The sequence below is a fragment of the Thiorhodococcus drewsii AZ1 genome, assembly GCF_000224065.1.
Lineage (GTDB): Bacteria > Pseudomonadota > Gammaproteobacteria > Chromatiales > Chromatiaceae > Imhoffiella > Imhoffiella drewsii.
Genome location: NZ_AFWT01000002.1, coordinates 157,276 through 172,118, shown reverse-complemented (window position 1 = coordinate 172,118; position 14,843 = coordinate 157,276). Strand labels below are relative to the sequence as shown.

Below are 14,843 nucleotides of genomic sequence, written 5' to 3'. Positions count from 1 at the left end.
ATCGCGTCGCATGAGTCCCTTCAGCAGCAATCGTTCCGGTGGCGACGCTCCGCCGCGCGGAATTCGTATCGGGCTCCAGGAGCTGATCGCGCTGCGCGGTCAGGCCCGGCGTCTGGATCTGGCTCCGCGCGGCCGGGTGCTCGCGACCCGTAGCGGCGGCCATCTCTCGCGCTTTCGCGGACGGGGGATGGAGTTCGACGAGTCGCGTCGCTATCAGCCCGGAGACGATCCGCGCAACATGGACTGGCGCGTGACGGCACGCGCCGGCGTCCCTCATGTGAAGCTCTTTCGCGAGGAGCGCGAGCGGCCCGTGTGGTTGCTGATCGACCAGGGATCCAGCATGCGTTTCGGGACCCGTGTCGCCTTCAAGTCGGTGATCGCCGCCCAGGTTGCCGCATTGCTCGGATGGGCCGCCTCAGACCGCGGCGACCGGGTCGGTGGTCTGGTCTTCGACGAATCGAGCCATCTGGAGCGCCGTCCGGCCGCGCGTGGTACCGCGCTGCTGCCGCTGCTCGACCGTCTCGCCGCAGCGCCCCGCGTTGCGAATGGCATCGAGAGTGGCGGCGGCCATGCCTCGATCGAATCGGCCGCCGAGCACTTGGTGCGACTGGTGCGTCCAGGCAGCCTGGTGGTCGTCGTCAGCGATTTTGCCGAGCTCTCGGCCGAGCGTGGCGGCTGGGCATCCCAGATTACGTCTGGGAGCGAGCTCATCCTGGTCCAGGTCCAGGATCTGATCGAGTCGAGCGTGCCGCCTCCCGGCCGCTATCCGGTGTGGACCGAGCAGGAGCGGGGCATTCTGGACCTGACCAGCGCTGCCGCGCGACGCGCCTATGAGGATTATTTCGCCCAGCAGCGCGACCGTCTGGAGCAGCTGGCGCGACGTGAGCGGGCCCATCTGGTCTCGCTCACGACCGAGGATGCGGTCGGTCCGGCATTGGCGCTGGCGTTGGGGGGCGGTCGAGTGGCTGGGTCCACGGGAGGGCGCAGATGAATGCCGATCCATTGGCCGGTCTGAGCGACTGGCATCTGCCCGATCCAGTGAGCTGGTGGCCGCCTGCGCCCGGTTGGTGGGCCTTGCTCGTCCTGCTGCTCGCGGTGCTTGCGGTTGCCTCGATCGGGTTGAGGCATTGGCGGCGACGTCGCGCCATGCCGCGCGCGGCCTTGGCGCAACTGGTCGAGCTGCGCACGAGCCTGGAGCGTGACGGCGATGAGCGTCGTTTCGTCGCCGAGCTATCGCGTCTGCTCCGGCGTGTGGCGCTGGCGCGTTTTCCGCGCGAGCGGGTCGCCGGACTCAGTGGGCGCGACTGGCTGGGTTTTCTCGACGCCACGGGCGGCGAGGGCGGGTTCAGCGATGGACCGGGGCGTGCCCTGCTCAAGGTCTCGTTTCGCGGCCGGTGCTTGGAGAAGACCGATTCGGATGGTCTGATCCAGCTCGCCGAGCGCTGGATTCGCGCCAACGCGGAGGCTGCATCATGATTCAACTGGACTGGCCCTGGGTGCTTGCCACGCTGCCGCTGCCCCTGCTGGCTCGATTTCTGCCGCGTGCGTCCGAGGAGGCGGGCGCCGCATTGCGTCTGCCTTTCTACCGTCGTCTCGCCCTGGAAACCACGTCTCGACCTGGCCGGATTTCGCGCTGGCGGGTCGGTGTTGCACTGCTGGCCTGGGGCTTGCTGGTGCTGGCGGCGGCGCGGCCACAATGGGTCGGCGATCCGATCGGACTGCCGATCGCCGGGCGCGACCTGATGCTGGCGGTCGATATCTCGGGCAGCATGGAACAGGATGACTACGAGCTGAACGGACACGCCGTTTCGCGACTGGCGGCGGTCCAGGCGGTGGCCTCGCGTTTCATCGAGCGTCGCGCCGAGGATCGACTCGGGCTCATCCTCTTCGGCTCCCAGGCCTATCTGCAGACGCCCATGACCTTCGACGCTGAGACGGTTGCGACCATGCTGCGCGAGGCCGTGGTCGGATTGGCGGGTCGCGAGACGGCGATCGGGGACGCCATCGCGCTGGCGGTGAAGCGTCTGCGCGACCAGCCCGAGGGCAATCGCGTACTGATCCTGCTCACCGACGGCGAGAATACGGCGGGCGCGCTCGACCCGATCGCGGCGGCGAAGCTGGCCGCCCAGGCCGGGGTGCGCATCTACACCATCGGCATCGGTGGTGGCGATGTCGGTATCCGCACGCCTTTCGGCATGCGCCTGGTGCGACAAGGGTCGGACTTCGATCCGAGCACGCTCAAGGAGATCGCCAAGATCGGCGGTGGCCGCTTCTTCGCCGCGACCAATCGCGAGCAGCTGGAGTCTATCTATGCCGAACTCGATCGGCTCGAACCCAACCAGCGGGACGAGCGGACCTATCGGCCTCAGCGCGCGCTCTTCGTCTGGCCGGCCGCGCTCGCCCTGATGTTGGCGACCGGGCTGGCGCTGAACGCGGCCGTTCGTCGTGTCTGATTTCTAGGGAGGTCATCGATTGACGATGCCCGACATTCATCTATTGAGACCCTTCTGGCTTCTCGCCTTGGTGCCGATCTTGCTGATCGCCGTTGTGGCCTGGCGTCGCCGATCCGGCGACTCGGTCTGGGGCGGACTGGTCGACGCCCATCTGTTGCCACACCTTCTGGTCGGCGAGACGTCGGGGGCGGGACGGCGTCTGCCGCTGCTCCTGTTCACCCTTGCCAGCGCCCTGGTGGTGCTCGCACTCGCCGGTCCGGTCTGGGAGCGATTGCCTCAACCGGTCTTCACGACCGCTGCGCAGCGGATCATCCTGCTGGACCTGTCCCCGACGATGAACGCGGCCGACCTCGCGCCCTCGCGTCTGGCTCGGGCGCGCTTTGAGATCCAGGATCTGCTCAAGGCGAGCAAAGAGGGGCAGGTGGGTCTGATCGCCTTCGGTTCCGAGCCCTTCGTGGTGTCGCCCCTGACCACGGATGCGCGGACCATCGCCGCCCAGGTGCCCCAGTTGAGTACGGACCTGATCCCGGTGCCTGGACCGCGCCGGACCGATCTGGCCCTGAAGCTGGCGGGCGAGATGCTCGATCGCGCCAAGTCGAACGGCGGAACGCTCATCCTGGTGACGGACGACGTGGGGTCGATGGCCGGCGCGCTGGAACAGGCGCACGCTCTGGCGTCCAAGGGACGTCATCTGTCCGTGCTCGCGGTCGGCACCGCCAAGGGCGCGCCGGTGCCGGATCCTCAGGGCGGTTTTCTCAAGGCGTCCGACGGGCGGATCCTTATGGCGCGCCTCGACAGTCAGCGGCTGAAGGAGCTGGCGCGTGCCGGTGCCGGACGCTTCCTGGTTGCCAAGGTTGGCGAGGGGGATACGGCGGCACTCGTCGACTCCACGTCCGCCTTGAACGCGACGGTCGAGAAGACCGATCTGATCGCCGACCGCTGGCGCGAGGAGGGGCCCTGGCTGCTGCTGCTCGTCTTGCCGTTGGCGGCACTGGCCTTCCGTCGCGGTTGGCTGTTGCCGGCGCTGATGCTCGTCTGTTTCCTGCCGCCGCAGCCGAGCTACGCCTTCGGTTGGTCGGATCTCTGGGCGCGCCCGGATCAGCAGGCCGCGCACAGGCTCGATGCGGGCGATGCCGCTGGCGCGGCAGAGCGTTTTTCCGACCCGTCCTGGCGCGCGGCGGCGCACTATCGTGCTGGGCACTACGATCAGTCGCTGGAATCGCTGGCCAATCTGCAAGGCCCCGAGGCGGATTACAATCGAGGCAATGCGCTGGCGCGGCTCGGTCGGCTCGACGAGGCGGTGAAGTCCTACGAGCACGCACTGAAACAGAACCCGGATCACGCCGACGCCAAGCATAATCTCGAGCTGGTCAAGCAGCTCCTGAAACAGCGCCAGGATCAGGATTCGAGTCAGCAGGACTCTCAGCAGAAGCAAGACCAGTCACAGCAGGATCCGTCGCAGAAGGGCGACTCAAAACAGGGTTCCGAATCTGCTGGAGACCAGGGAGGAGAAGACGCGCAAGACCAGTCGCAATCGAATCAGTCCGGCTCGGGCGAGTCTGGCGCGGACCAGAATTCTGGCCAGAACCAGGACAAGGCGCCTGATGGGAGTGATGGCCAATCTGGGAGTCAGGCACAGAACCAGGAGTCATCCAAGGCTTCGGGGCAGACCCCACAAACCTCGAATGCGGGCGAACCGTCCGATCAGTCGTCGCAGGAGTCCGAGGCGGGGCAGTCATCCAAGGGCTCGGAATCGAATAGCGACACATCGGCGGCGGATGGCGATCAGTCCCAGGGCGCCGATCGGTCGGCCGGATCCAAGCCCAGCGCCGAGGATTTCTCTAAGGACGCGCTGGGGGCATCGTCGGATGAATCGGCCGATTCGGATCGAGACTCTGACGCGAACGCAGCGATCCAGCGTCGATTGCATGCGGCGCAATCCGACCCGGACTCCGAGCAGGACGCGTCCAAGTCAGGGTCTGGCCTGGATGATCTGACGCCTGCCGAGCGCGAGCGTCAGCAGGCGATGGAGGCCCAATTGCGCAGCGTTCCAGACGATCCGGCCGGATTGTTGCGTCAGCGTTTCTTGTTACAACATCTTCGTCGAGAGGGGCGTTTACCCTGATGCTGAACACACCGCTTTTGCGCGCGGCGTTAGGCGTGCTGCTGCTGTCGATTGGACTCGCTGTTCAGGCCGCCGATCTGACGGCACGGGTCGATCGCACGCGCATCAATGCCAACGAGACCGTCAGTCTGCAACTGGTGGCCGAGGGCGATACCCAAGGCGAACCGGATCTTTCGCCTCTGAGTCGCGATTTCGACATCCTGAGCCGTGGACAGAGCAAGACCACCAGTATCGTCAACGGTCGGATGTCGAGCACGCGGGAATGGACGATCGAGTTGGCGCCCAAGCACCCCGGCGTGCTCAGGATTCCGTCGCTTACCCTGGGACAGAGCCAGAGTCAGCCGGTCACCGTCGAGGTGGTGACGGGTTCGGCCAATATCGCGAGCACGGGAAACAAACCGCTGTTCCTCAAGGAGGAGGTGAGCGAACACACCCCTTACGTTCAGCAGGCATTCGATTATCGAATCAAGGTCTATTTCCGCCAGCCGCCACAGCGGGCCGCATTGTCCGATCCTGTCGCAGAGAATGCGACCATCCAGCAGGTCGGCGACGACCGCAGCTACGACGAATACGTCGACGGCGTGCTCTATCGCGTCATCGAGCGCCGCTACCGGGTGACGCCATTACAGAGCGGACCCCTGACCATCGCCTCGCCGCGATTGGAAGCCATGGTGCTCGACACCAGTCGTCGTGCGCGGCGCGATCCATTCGCCGATCTGGACGAGGCCTTCGGTGGGAGCATGTTCCAGGGCTTTCCCAATATCGCCGGGTTCGGTCAGTCGACCCGTCGGATCATCGAGCGGGCGGACGACGTGACGCTTGAGGTGCGCCCCCAGCCTGCGGAGTCGGGCTCCATCTGGTTGCCGGCGACCTCGGTGCAGATCGCCGACGAATGGACACCGAATCCTCCGGTCTTCAAGGTCGGCGAGCCGGTGACACGCACCCTGACCCTGACGGTCGAGGGCGCCACCTCGGCCCAGTTGCCCAATCTGGATACTGGAACCCTGGAAGGCGCTCAGGTCTATCCCGATCAGCCCAAGAGCGAGGATCTGGCAGGGACGGCGGCGCCGACCGCTGTCAAGACCTTCAAGACCGCCATCGTACCGACCCGTGCGGGCCGTCTGACGCTACCCGAGATCCGTCTGCCCTGGTGGGATACCAAGGCCGACCTGCCGCGCGTAGCGGTGGTTCCGGCGCGCACGGTCGAGGTCGCCGGCGGGCCGGCTCCCAGTCCGGCACCTGACGTGCAACCCCCGCCGGTTGGCAGCTCTCAGACGGCCGAGCCGACCACCGCTGCGCCCGAGCCCAAGTCTCCTGCGGTGATGGTTCCGGCTCCGGCACAGTCGCCTGGCTCGGGTACGGGGAGTGGAATCTGGCCCTGGCTGGCCGGAGGCTTTGGGTTCGCCTGGCTCGCGACACTGGTCTGGTGGCTGCGCGAGCGGCGCGTCAGACGGGACTCGGCTCGGGATTCCGCCAAGTTGAGCCCGAGCATCGGTGGGCTGCGCGGTCTCGATCGCTCCGCCGCTCGACGTCGAATCGAGAAGGCATGTCTGGATAATGACCCGCGCGCGGCGCGTCAGGCGCTCATCCTCTGGGGGCAGGCGATGTGGGGCGAGGCGTCGCCCAACGGATTGAATGCGCTCGCGCTACGGTTCGATGACGCGGATGCGCTGGAGGTCCTGACCGAGATCGATCGCGCCATCTATGCGCCGCCCGGCTCAAGCTGGGATGGGAGCGCCGTTTGGAGTCGTCTTGGTCCGCTGCTCGATCGGGCCGGCGCGCTTATGGATGAAGGGGATGAGGGGCCGCTTCCGGAGCTCTATCCCCGGGCCTGATCGATTCCAGTATTTGGCGATAGATGATCTCATCGGTCAGCGCGCTCATCCTGCACCCCTGGACCGGGTGCAGGGTGTCCGGGGCGATCTCGATCAACGGGATCAACATGAAATCGCGCTGCGCGAGCCCAGGATGCGGAATGCGCAGGTCGGCTTCCTCGATCACCCGATCGCCGAAGATCAGAATATCCAGATCGATGGTTCTCGGGCCATTCTTGAGATGACGTACGCGGCCGAGATCGGACTCGATCCCTTGCGTCTCGTTCAGTAGGGCGCTCGGGCTCAGTGGCGTGCTCAATTCGACCACGAGGTTGACGAAATCCGGCTGCTCCTCGATGCCCCAGGCCTTGGTCCGATACCATGAGGAGCAGCGCTGGATCTGCGTGCCCGGGAGCGCGTTCAGCCGCGCGAGGCTCTGCTCGATATGGTGCTCCGGCTCGATGTTCGAGCCGATTGCGATGAAAGCCGTGGTCTGGGATGTCATGGCGCTTCTTGTCGTCTGGGGCAACTTTAGATTGGATCGTTCGCTGGTGCGATCATCCTGGCCGCTGGCCGCTGGCCGCTGGCCGCTGGCCGCTGGCCGCTGGCCGCTGGTCGTGTGTCGAGGGTCACAAGCGTAGCAGTGTTTGCGACAATAGCAGGATGTTTTGATCTACCTTGCGATAGGATGTGCTTCGCTTGCAGCTTCGCGTCCAGGGGCCAATGGAATGACAGATGTACAGACCGTTTTCATCGTGGATGACGATCAGGGCATGCGCGATTCGCTGACGCTCATCCTTGATCTCGCCGGGTATCGGGCCAGGAGCTTCGCCTCCGCCGCAGCCTTCCTCGATGCCTTTTCTCCACAAGATCAAGGCTGTCTGCTGCTCGATCAGCGTATGCCCGAGATGACTGGGCTCGATCTACAGAACGCCTTGTTGGAGCGTGGCAGCCTGCTGCCCATCATTTTTCTCTCCGCCTTTGGCGACGTGCCGACGACGGTGCGTGCCATTCAGGGTGGCGCTATCGACTTCCTCGAAAAGCCGGCCAGTACCGATATCCTCTTGAAGCGGGTCGAGGCGGCCTTTGCCGAGAATCGCAAGCGGCGCGAGACGGCCGCCTCCGAGGAGGGGATTCTGGAGCGCTTTCGCCTGCTGACCCCGCGCGAGCACGAAGTCCTGCTGCTCACCACCCAGGGGATGACGAACAAGGATATCGCGCGTCACCTGGGGATCAGTCCGCGCACGGTCGAGAATCACCGCGCGCGTATGATGGAGAAGATGCAGGCGTCCAATTTGGCCGAACTCTGCCGCATGGCGGCAGTCTGTCCGGTTCGCTCACCCTAAAAATGATCTGGGGCCGTCCCAGGCTCCAGGCTCCTCATGGCGATCGGGGCGTCTGGCTCCGTGCTTTCGGCATTGCCCTCGTACCTCCCGATTCCTCTTCGGTTTGATCTTCCGCCCTGGCTGGCCGGAATGGCTCGATCTCTAGCGCGCACCGGAAACTGAGTGGTCCTACGGATATCTCGGTTGCCGTTCGTCGATTATTCTGCCTCGCAATTCGAAGGGAATTGCAGAAATGTGATTCCTGCAGTTGACAGATCCCAGGGTATCGCCATCAGGCGCCTGGTTTGGCTGTGACGGGCGCAGCAAGAGATTTAACGAGAAGAAGACGAGGAGGAGCATCGGACGATTCGTCGCCGAGCTATTTATTATAAACCGCACGCCGTAGTCGCGTGTCATGCCTCGGGGCCTTCGGGCTTGAGGGGCGCGAAGGTTGCGGATGGATTCAGATCCAATACTTCATAGAGTGCGGTAACACTTGAACTTCCCCTCCGCTTCGCCATCGACTCCGGCGAAGAGGGCGGGGATTTTTTTTTGCCCAAAGCAAAGGCTCCCGCGCCTCTGTCGTCCACGTCCTTTGAGCCGCGATCACGCGGGCTCGATCCCCGCGCCGTGTGAGACGGGTTTGGCTGCACAAGCTTTGTCTCAAAATCTTGTTTGGATTGATGCGCTTCAATTGACTCGGTCAGTCCTGATCGGTTAACTTTGCCGGCTTATGTCGGAATCCCTCCCCGAGCATCTCGACCCCTGGCGCGCGGCGAAAGGCGGCCTCTCGTTCGTTGGCCGTGTCGCCTTGAGCGATCTGCCGCGCGTTGTGGCGGCGGTCGTCGATTCCGAAGGCGAGTCGGGGCCTTCGTTGGTCTCCTATCGTCTCGATTTCGGGCGGGATGAGGCGGGGCGGTTTCTGGTCTCTGGCCAGATTCGAGCCCAGCTCAAACTCGTTTGCCAGCGCTGTATGGGAAACCTGTTGGTCGATGTCGAGGCCGCGCCGCGCGTGGCCCTGGCGCCTAACGACCACGTGGCGAACGCGCTGGGGGATGAGTTGGATGTATTGGTCGTCGAGGACGATTCGATGCGTCTGCTCGATTTTATCGAGGATGAGCTGCTGCTCTCCATTCCGATCGTTCCTCGGCACGCGCCGGGTGCCTGCCTCCCTCCGGGGCATCCCGTCGATGAGGGTGCCGCCTCCGGTGTCGGTGAGAAGGCGTCTGAGGCGGAGGCGAGCGATGGACGGGATGAACATCCCTTTGCCGTTCTCGCTGCGCTCAAGCGCGAGTCGGAGAAACTGAACTGACTTCCTCCGGTCTTTGGGGTAATCCTGGAGTGCCGGCAGGTCGATTTGGATTTTGAATTGAAACCTAATGGGTGAAGCGGCTGAGTCCTGACTTCGCTCAGCCTGTGGAGAGTACGATGGCCGTCCAACAAAACCGCAAGACCCCCTCGAAGCGCGGCATGCGCCGCTCGCACGACGCACTGTCCAAGCCGACCCTCGCGGTCGATCCGACCAGTGGCGAGACGCATCTGCGTCATCATGTGACCCCCGATGGCTTCTATCGCGGCCGCAAGGTTGTGGACAAGTCGGAGTGATTGCGAGCGCTCGCTCCAGTCTCCAACATCCAGCCGGTTTGGGTCGTAAGACTAAGGTCATGAAGCAGAGATGTACCATTGCGCTAGACGCCATGGGTGGCGATCACGGTCCAGGCGTCGTTGTGCCCGCAGCAGTCAAGTTCGCGGCGGCGAATCCCCATGTCGACCTCATCCTGGTCGGCAATGAGGCACGTATCGAGGAGCTTCTGAAGCGAGCGCCGAGGGATCGGATTCGTATCCATCCCGCTTCGCAGGAAGTGGGCATGGACGAGTCTCCCTCCAAGGCGTTGCGGGGGAAGAAGGACTCCTCCATGCGTGTCGCCATCGATCTGGTCAAGGCGGGCGAGGCCAACGCGTGCGTGAGCGCGGGGAACACGGGCGCCCTAATGGCGACGGCGCGCTTCGTGCTGAAAACGCTGCCGAGCGTCGATCGCCCCGGCATCATCACCGCCGTTCCGTCCATGTTTGGCCACACCCACATGCTGGATCTTGGTGCGAACGTCGATTGCACGGCGGAGCATCTGTTCCAGTTTGCGGTCATGGGCAGCGAGCTGGTGTCCGCCGTCGACGGGATCGACAAGCCGCGTGTCGCGTTGCTCAATATCGGTCAGGAAGAGATCAAGGGCAACGAGCAGGTCAAGCAGGCCCATGAGCTTTTGGTGAACAGCGGCCTGAACTACATCGGTTACATCGAAGGCGACGGCATCTATCTCGAAGACATCGATCTGGTCGTCACCGATGGGTTCATCGGCAACGTGGCCCTCAAGTGCAGCGAGGGCGTGGCCAAATTCATCGGGAACTCGCTGAGCGCCCAGTTCAAGCGCAACTGGTTCACGAAGCTCTCTGGGTTGGCTGCATTGCCCATTCTCAAGGCATTCAAGCGAACCATGGATCCACGTCGCTACAACGGTGCCAGTCTGCTCGGGCTCCGTGGCATCGTCATCAAGAGTCATGGCGGCGCGGATCAGATGGCGTTCGAGAACGCCATCTATATCGCCGAGAAAGAGATTATCGCGAACATCCCGCAACGCATTGGCGAGCAGGTCGGGCGACATCTGGATCCCACTCAGTACAGGGAAACGGCTTGATGAAATATTCCCGCATTCTCGGGACCGGCAGCTACCTGCCGGAGCGCGTGGTGACTAACGCGGATCTGGAGAAGATCGTCGACACGACGGCCGACTGGATTCTGGAGCGCACCGGTATCGAGAAGCGGCACCTTGCAGCGGATGGCGAGACCTGTTGCGATCTGGCCGAGGCCGCCGCCCGTCGGGCGCTGGACGCAGCCGGAATCCAGGCCGCCGATTTGGATCTCATCGTCGTTGCGACCACCACGCCGGACCAGGCCTTCCCCAGTACGGCCTGTCTGCTCCAGCAGCGTCTCGACGTCCACGGCTGCCCGGCCTTCGATGTCCAGGCAGTCTGCGCCGGTTTCGTCTACGCGATGAGCATCGCCGACAAGTTCGTTCGCACCGGTTCGGCCAAGCGCGCCCTGGTGGTTGGCGCTGAGACCTTCTCGCGCCTCCTCGATTGGAACGATCGTGGCACTTGCGTGCTGTTCGGCGATGGTGCTGGCGCAGTCGTGCTGGAGGCATCGGACGAGCCCGGCATCATCTCGACCCATATCCACGCGGACGGCGCCTACAAGGACCTGCTGCAGGTACCTGCCGGTGTCGGTAACGCCCATACGGGCTCCCCCTATGTCGAAATGAAGGGCAACGAGGTCTTCCGCTTCGCCGTGACCACGCTCGGGCGGATCGTCGAGGAGACGCTTGAGGCCAACGGCATGAGCAAGTCGGATGTCGACTGGCTGATTCCGCATCAGGCGAACATCCGCATCATTCAGGCGACGGCGCGCAAGCTGGGCCTTCCGATGGAGCGGGTGGTGGTGACGGTCGGCGAGCACGGCAACACCTCTTCGGCCTCGATCCCGCTGGCATTCGATCAGGCCGTTCGGGATGGACGCGTTCAACGTGGCGAACGGCTGCTGATGGAGGCGTTCGGGGGCGGCTTCACCTGGGGATCCGTGCTGGTTCGTTACTGAGCCCCGCACCTCCGTCGATTCCGAAAACCTCAATAGATCGCAACGCATCCTTTCCAATGGCAAACACTCTCGCAGTCTTCTTTCCCGGTCAGGGCTCGCAGTCCGTCGGCATGCTCGATGCGCTTGCCGAATCCTATACCAGCGTCCGCCACACCTTCGAGGAGGCGTCCGACGCGCTCGGCAAAGATCTCTGGCAACTCGTCAGTCAGGGTCCGAAAGAGGATCTCGATCTGACCGAGAACACCCAACCGGCGATGCTGGCCGCCGGGATCGCCGTGTGGCGCGCTTGGCTTCAGGCCGGCGGCGGATCCGCGGCCCTGATGGCGGGCCACAGCCTCGGTGAATATGCCGCGCTGGTCGCGGCCGAGTCGCTTTCCTTCGCCGATGGCGTGCGTCTTGCCGCAGATCGTGCGCGGTTTATGCAGGAGGCCGTGCCCGCTGGGCAGGGCGCCATGGCGGCCGTGCTCGGACTCGCTGACGAGCAGGTGCTCGCCGTCTGCGAGGAACAGGCGCAGGGTGCGGTTCTGTCGGCGGTCAATTTCAACTCCCCCGGGCAAGTCGTCATTGCCGGCGAGAGTGCTGCGGTCGCACGTGCGATTACGGCCGCCAAGGCGGCTGGTGCCAAGCGCGCGCTGGCGTTGCCGGTCAGCGTGCCCTCTCATTGCGCCCTGATGCAGCCCGCCGCCGAGCGTCTCGCCGAGCGTCTCGCCGATATCGCCCTGTCGGTGCCGGTGGTTCCGGTGCTGCACAATGTCAGCGTGACCTCCGCAGAATCGGTCGAGTCATTGCGGGATCTCCTGGTGCGTCAGCTCTACAGTCCGGTACGCTGGGTCGAGACCGTGCAGACGGTGGCCAAGCAAGGCGTCGAGACCGCTCTGGAGTGCGGCCCCGGTAAGGTATTGACCGGTCTATGCAAACGAATCGATGACAACATGAAGACGCTGCCGGTCTTCGATCCCAAGACTCTAGAGGCGGCGCTGGAGGCCACAGCCCATGCTTAAAGGTGAAATCGCGCTCGTAACCGGCGCTTCTCGTGGAATCGGCCGTGCGATCGCCATGCTCCTGGCCGAACAGGGCGCGACCGTTGTCGGGACGGCCACGACGGAATCCGGCGCGGCTGGAATCGGTCAGGCGCTGACCGAGGTCGGTCACCAAGGTATGGGGCTGGTCCTGAACGTTTCCGACCAAGCCTCCGTCGATGCGGCGCTGGCCCAGATGACCGAGGCGTTCGGCGCGCCGAGTATTTTGGTCAACAATGCCGGCATCACGCGCGACAATCTGCTGATGCGGATGAAGGACGATGAGTGGGATTCGGTGATCGATACCAACCTGACTTCTCTGTACCGCCTCTCCAAGGCCTGTCTGCGCGCCATGACCAAGGCCCGCAAGGGACGCATCATCAACATCGCCTCGGTGGTCGGTGCCATGGGCAATGCCGGCCAGACCAACTACGCGGCGGCCAAGGCCGGCATGATGGGCTTCACCAAGTCTTTGGCTCGTGAGGTGGGTTCACGCGGTGTGACCGTTAATTGTGTGGCGCCGGGCTTCATCGATACGGATATGACCCGCTCGCTGCCCGATGCGCATCGCGAAAGCCTGCTTTCGGCCATCCCGCTGGCCAGGCTTGGTCAGCCGGAGGAGATCGCAAGCGCGGTCGCCTTTCTGGCCTCGCCGGGTGGCGCATACATCACGGGTGAAACTTTGCATGTCAATGGCGGCATGCACATGGCGTGATGTAGACGGTATTAAATCAAATACTCCTTTTAAATCAGTTTTTTGAATGATGATCGCTATAGCCGATCTTGGCTTTCATCGATCATCGTTTGTCACTAGAATACGCCCTGGTCCAGAAGGGGCCATTTCTTTTCATCCGGAGGAATTATTCCTATGAGCAGCGTTGAAGATCGAGTTCGTAAAATCGTTGTCGAGCAATTGGGCGTCAAAGAAGAAGAAGTCAACGCCGAGGCGTCCTTCGTCGACGATCTGGGTGCGGACTCCCTCGACACCGTGGAGTTGGTCATGGCCCTTGAAGAAGAGTTCGAGACCGAAATTCCGGACGAAGACGCAGAGAAGATCACGACGGTCCAGCAGGCCATCGATTACATCAACGCGCATCAGGCCTGAGGCCGGATTCGCGATCATGCGTACCGCCACGCGCCGCAAATGGATCTGGGCGCGGATCGGGCTCGTCGAAAGTGGCGTTCTGAACGATAGAGGTAAGTAATGGCAGGAAGAAGGGTAGTCGTCACCGGTTTGGGCCTCGTGGCCCCCGTTGGTCTAGATGTCAAATCCTCCTGGGACAGCATTCTGGCTGGCAGAAGCGGGATCAAGCCCATTACCCATTTCGATATCGAACCGTTCAGTACCCGCTTCGGCGGTCCAATCTATGGTTTTGATCCGAGTCAGTACATCTCGGAAAAAGAAGCCAAGAAGATGGACAAGTTCATCCACTACGGCATGGCGGCCGGCTGTCAGGCCATCGCCGACTCCGGGTTGGAGATCGACGAGTCCAACTGCCGTCGGATCGGTGTCGCGATCGGCTCCGGCATCGGTGGAATCACCGGTATCGAGAACAACTACCAGGCGTATCGCGATAAGGGACCGCGGCGCATTTCGCCGTTCTTCGTGCCCGCTAACATCATCAACATGGTGGCTGGCAACCTGTCGATCAAATTCGGTCTCAAGGGTCCGAATTACTCGATCGTGTCCGCCTGTAGCACGGGTGCGCACAACATCGGCGAGGCCGCCATCATGATCCGTCACGGCTACGTCGACGTCATGGTCGCGGGTGGTGCCGAGATGGCGACCTCACCGGTCGGTCTGGGTGGATTCGCCGCAGCACGTGCGCTCTCGACCCGTAACGACGCACCGGAGGCCGCGAGTCGTCCCTTCGACAAGGAACGCGATGGTTTCGTCCTCAGCGACGGTGCCGGCGTGGTGGTGCTCGAAGAGTACGAACGCGCCAAGGCGCGCGGTGCCACCATCTATGCCGAGCTGGTGGGCGTTGGCATGAACTCGGATGCCTACCATATGACCGCTCCGTCGGAAGACGGCGAGGGTGCGGCGAACTGCATGCTCACGGCGCTCGACGATGCGAGTCTCAACCTGGAGCAGGTGGACTACATCAACGCGCATGGCACCTCGACTCCTGCGGGCGATGCGGCTGAGACGCGCGCCGTCAAGCGTGCATTCGGCGATCATGCCTACAAGCTGTGCGTCAGCTCGACCAAGTCCATGACCGGTCATATGCTGGGCGCGGCTGGTGGTGCCGAGGCCATCTTCACCATTCTGGCGCTTCGCGATCAGGTGGCTCCACCGACTATCAACTATCAGACTCCGGATCCGGACTGCGATCTCGACTACGTGCCCAATACGGCGCGTGAGATGCCGATTGAGGTTGCGCTGTCCAATTCCTTTGGCTTTGGCGGCACCAACGGAACCCTGATCTTCCGGCGCGCCTGACTCGGGTTTCAACGC

General features: G+C 63.5%; 15 protein-coding genes. 14 read left to right on the top strand and 1 reads right to left on the bottom strand.

What is annotated here, in order from left to right; translation table 11 throughout:
* The first annotated feature begins 10 nt into the window (after positions 1-10).
* Genes THIDRDRAFT_RS02045 through THIDRDRAFT_RS02025 form a run of 5 tightly spaced genes read left to right on the top strand, consistent with a single transcriptional unit; the run spans position 11 to position 6,413 of the window.
* A complete protein-coding gene (locus THIDRDRAFT_RS02045; RefSeq protein ID WP_007039125.1) occupies positions 11-991 on the top strand; it encodes a DUF58 domain-containing protein in 981 nt (326 codons plus the stop codon).
* Positions 988-1,476: a DUF4381 domain-containing protein gene (locus THIDRDRAFT_RS02040; RefSeq protein WP_007039124.1), complete on the top strand. Its 489-nt coding sequence runs from the start codon at positions 988-990 to the stop codon at positions 1,474-1,476. Before THIDRDRAFT_RS02045 ends, THIDRDRAFT_RS02040 begins: the two co-directional genes overlap by 4 nt.
* On the top strand, positions 1,473-2,453 hold the full coding sequence (locus tag THIDRDRAFT_RS02035) for a VWA domain-containing protein (protein WP_007039123.1): 981 nt from the start codon (positions 1,473-1,475) through the stop codon (positions 2,451-2,453). The genes THIDRDRAFT_RS02040 and THIDRDRAFT_RS02035 overlap by 4 nt, the downstream gene beginning before the upstream one ends.
* Positions 2,454-2,478: 25 nt before the next feature.
* Entirely contained in the window at positions 2,479-4,578 is a 2,100-nt protein-coding gene (locus THIDRDRAFT_RS02030) for a VWA domain-containing protein (protein WP_007039122.1), read from the top strand.
* Positions 4,578-6,413 (top strand): BatD family protein, encoded by a 1,836-nt coding sequence (locus THIDRDRAFT_RS02025; RefSeq protein ID WP_007039121.1) that lies wholly within the window; start codon positions 4,578-4,580, stop codon positions 6,411-6,413. Before THIDRDRAFT_RS02030 ends, THIDRDRAFT_RS02025 begins: the two co-directional genes overlap by 1 nt.
* Here THIDRDRAFT_RS02025 and folK read toward each other — a convergent pair.
* Positions 6,361-6,897, bottom strand: a complete 537-nt coding sequence (gene folK, locus THIDRDRAFT_RS02020) for a 2-amino-4-hydroxy-6-hydroxymethyldihydropteridine diphosphokinase (RefSeq protein WP_007039120.1) — start codon at positions 6,895-6,897, stop codon at positions 6,361-6,363. The two genes, THIDRDRAFT_RS02025 and folK, sit on opposite strands and share 53 nt — an antisense overlap.
* Before the next feature lie 223 nt (positions 6,898-7,120).
* Here folK and THIDRDRAFT_RS02015 point away from each other — a divergent pair, with 223 nt between their 5' ends.
* The 9 genes from THIDRDRAFT_RS02015 to fabF all read left to right on the top strand — a co-directional run bounded on the left by THIDRDRAFT_RS02015 (position 7,121) and on the right by fabF (position 14,828).
* Positions 7,121-7,738 carry a response regulator transcription factor gene (locus THIDRDRAFT_RS02015; protein ID WP_007039119.1) on the top strand — a complete coding sequence of 206 codons (618 nt, stop codon included), beginning with the start codon at positions 7,121-7,123 and terminating at the stop codon, positions 7,736-7,738.
* A gap of 712 nt (positions 7,739-8,450) precedes the next feature.
* Positions 8,451-9,029 (top strand): YceD family protein, encoded by a 579-nt coding sequence (locus THIDRDRAFT_RS02010; RefSeq protein ID WP_007039118.1) that lies wholly within the window; start codon positions 8,451-8,453, stop codon positions 9,027-9,029.
* A gap of 116 nt (positions 9,030-9,145) precedes the next feature.
* Positions 9,146-9,322 (top strand): 50S ribosomal protein L32, encoded by a 177-nt coding sequence (gene rpmF / locus THIDRDRAFT_RS02005; RefSeq protein WP_007039117.1) that lies wholly within the window; start codon positions 9,146-9,148, stop codon positions 9,320-9,322.
* Between the two features lie 59 nt (positions 9,323-9,381).
* Positions 9,382-10,410, top strand: a complete 1,029-nt coding sequence (gene plsX, locus THIDRDRAFT_RS02000) for a phosphate acyltransferase PlsX (protein ID WP_040843631.1) — start codon at positions 9,382-9,384, stop codon at positions 10,408-10,410.
* Positions 10,410-11,366, top strand: coding sequence for a beta-ketoacyl-ACP synthase III (locus THIDRDRAFT_RS01995; protein WP_007039115.1), 957 nt, complete (start codon positions 10,410-10,412; stop codon positions 11,364-11,366). Before plsX ends, THIDRDRAFT_RS01995 begins: the two co-directional genes overlap by 1 nt.
* A 56-nt stretch (positions 11,367-11,422) precedes the next feature.
* Positions 11,423-12,367: an ACP S-malonyltransferase gene (gene fabD, locus THIDRDRAFT_RS01990; RefSeq protein WP_007039114.1), complete on the top strand. Its 945-nt coding sequence runs from the start codon at positions 11,423-11,425 to the stop codon at positions 12,365-12,367.
* Positions 12,360-13,100: a 3-oxoacyl-ACP reductase FabG gene (gene fabG / locus THIDRDRAFT_RS01985; protein WP_007039113.1), complete on the top strand. Its 741-nt coding sequence runs from the start codon at positions 12,360-12,362 to the stop codon at positions 13,098-13,100. Before fabD ends, fabG begins: the two co-directional genes overlap by 8 nt.
* A gap of 153 nt (positions 13,101-13,253) precedes the next feature.
* Entirely contained in the window at positions 13,254-13,490 is a 237-nt protein-coding gene (gene acpP / locus THIDRDRAFT_RS01980) for an acyl carrier protein (RefSeq protein WP_007039112.1), read from the top strand.
* Positions 13,491-13,589: 99 nt separating this feature from the next.
* Complete coding sequence (fabF, locus tag THIDRDRAFT_RS01975; RefSeq protein WP_007039111.1) at positions 13,590-14,828, top strand: beta-ketoacyl-ACP synthase II; 1,239 nt, start codon at positions 13,590-13,592, stop codon at positions 14,826-14,828.
* Positions 14,829-14,843 lie beyond the last annotated feature (15 nt).

Bases quoted from the DNA above. Each gene is read 5' to 3' on its own strand.
- fabD (WP_007039114.1), top strand. From the start codon at position 11,423: ATGGCAAACACTCTCGCAGTCTTCTTTCCCGGTCAGGGCTCGCAGTCC.
- THIDRDRAFT_RS02010 (WP_007039118.1), top strand. From the start codon at position 8,451: ATGTCGGAATCCCTCCCCGAGCATCTCGACCCCTGGCGCGCGGCGAAA.
- plsX (WP_040843631.1), top strand. From the start codon at position 9,382: ATGAAGCAGAGATGTACCATTGCGCTAGACGCCATGGGTGGCGATCAC.
- THIDRDRAFT_RS02025 (WP_007039121.1), top strand. From the start codon at position 4,578: ATGCTGAACACACCGCTTTTGCGCGCGGCGTTAGGCGTGCTGCTGCTG.
- THIDRDRAFT_RS02030 (WP_007039122.1), top strand. From the start codon at position 2,479: ATGCCCGACATTCATCTATTGAGACCCTTCTGGCTTCTCGCCTTGGTG.
- rpmF (WP_007039117.1), top strand. From the start codon at position 9,146: ATGGCCGTCCAACAAAACCGCAAGACCCCCTCGAAGCGCGGCATGCGC.
- acpP (WP_007039112.1), top strand. From the start codon at position 13,254: ATGAGCAGCGTTGAAGATCGAGTTCGTAAAATCGTTGTCGAGCAATTG.
- THIDRDRAFT_RS02015 (WP_007039119.1), top strand. From the start codon at position 7,121: ATGACAGATGTACAGACCGTTTTCATCGTGGATGACGATCAGGGCATG.
- THIDRDRAFT_RS02040 (WP_007039124.1), top strand. From the start codon at position 988: ATGAATGCCGATCCATTGGCCGGTCTGAGCGACTGGCATCTGCCCGAT.
- THIDRDRAFT_RS02045 (WP_007039125.1), top strand. From the start codon at position 11: ATGAGTCCCTTCAGCAGCAATCGTTCCGGTGGCGACGCTCCGCCGCGC.
- folK (WP_007039120.1), bottom strand. From the start codon at position 6,897: ATGACATCCCAGACCACGGCTTTCATCGCAATCGGCTCGAACATCGAG.
- THIDRDRAFT_RS02035 (WP_007039123.1), top strand. From the start codon at position 1,473: ATGATTCAACTGGACTGGCCCTGGGTGCTTGCCACGCTGCCGCTGCCC.
- fabG (WP_007039113.1), top strand. From the start codon at position 12,360: ATGCTTAAAGGTGAAATCGCGCTCGTAACCGGCGCTTCTCGTGGAATC.
- THIDRDRAFT_RS01995 (WP_007039115.1), top strand. From the start codon at position 10,410: ATGAAATATTCCCGCATTCTCGGGACCGGCAGCTACCTGCCGGAGCGC.
- fabF (WP_007039111.1), top strand. From the start codon at position 13,590: ATGGCAGGAAGAAGGGTAGTCGTCACCGGTTTGGGCCTCGTGGCCCCC.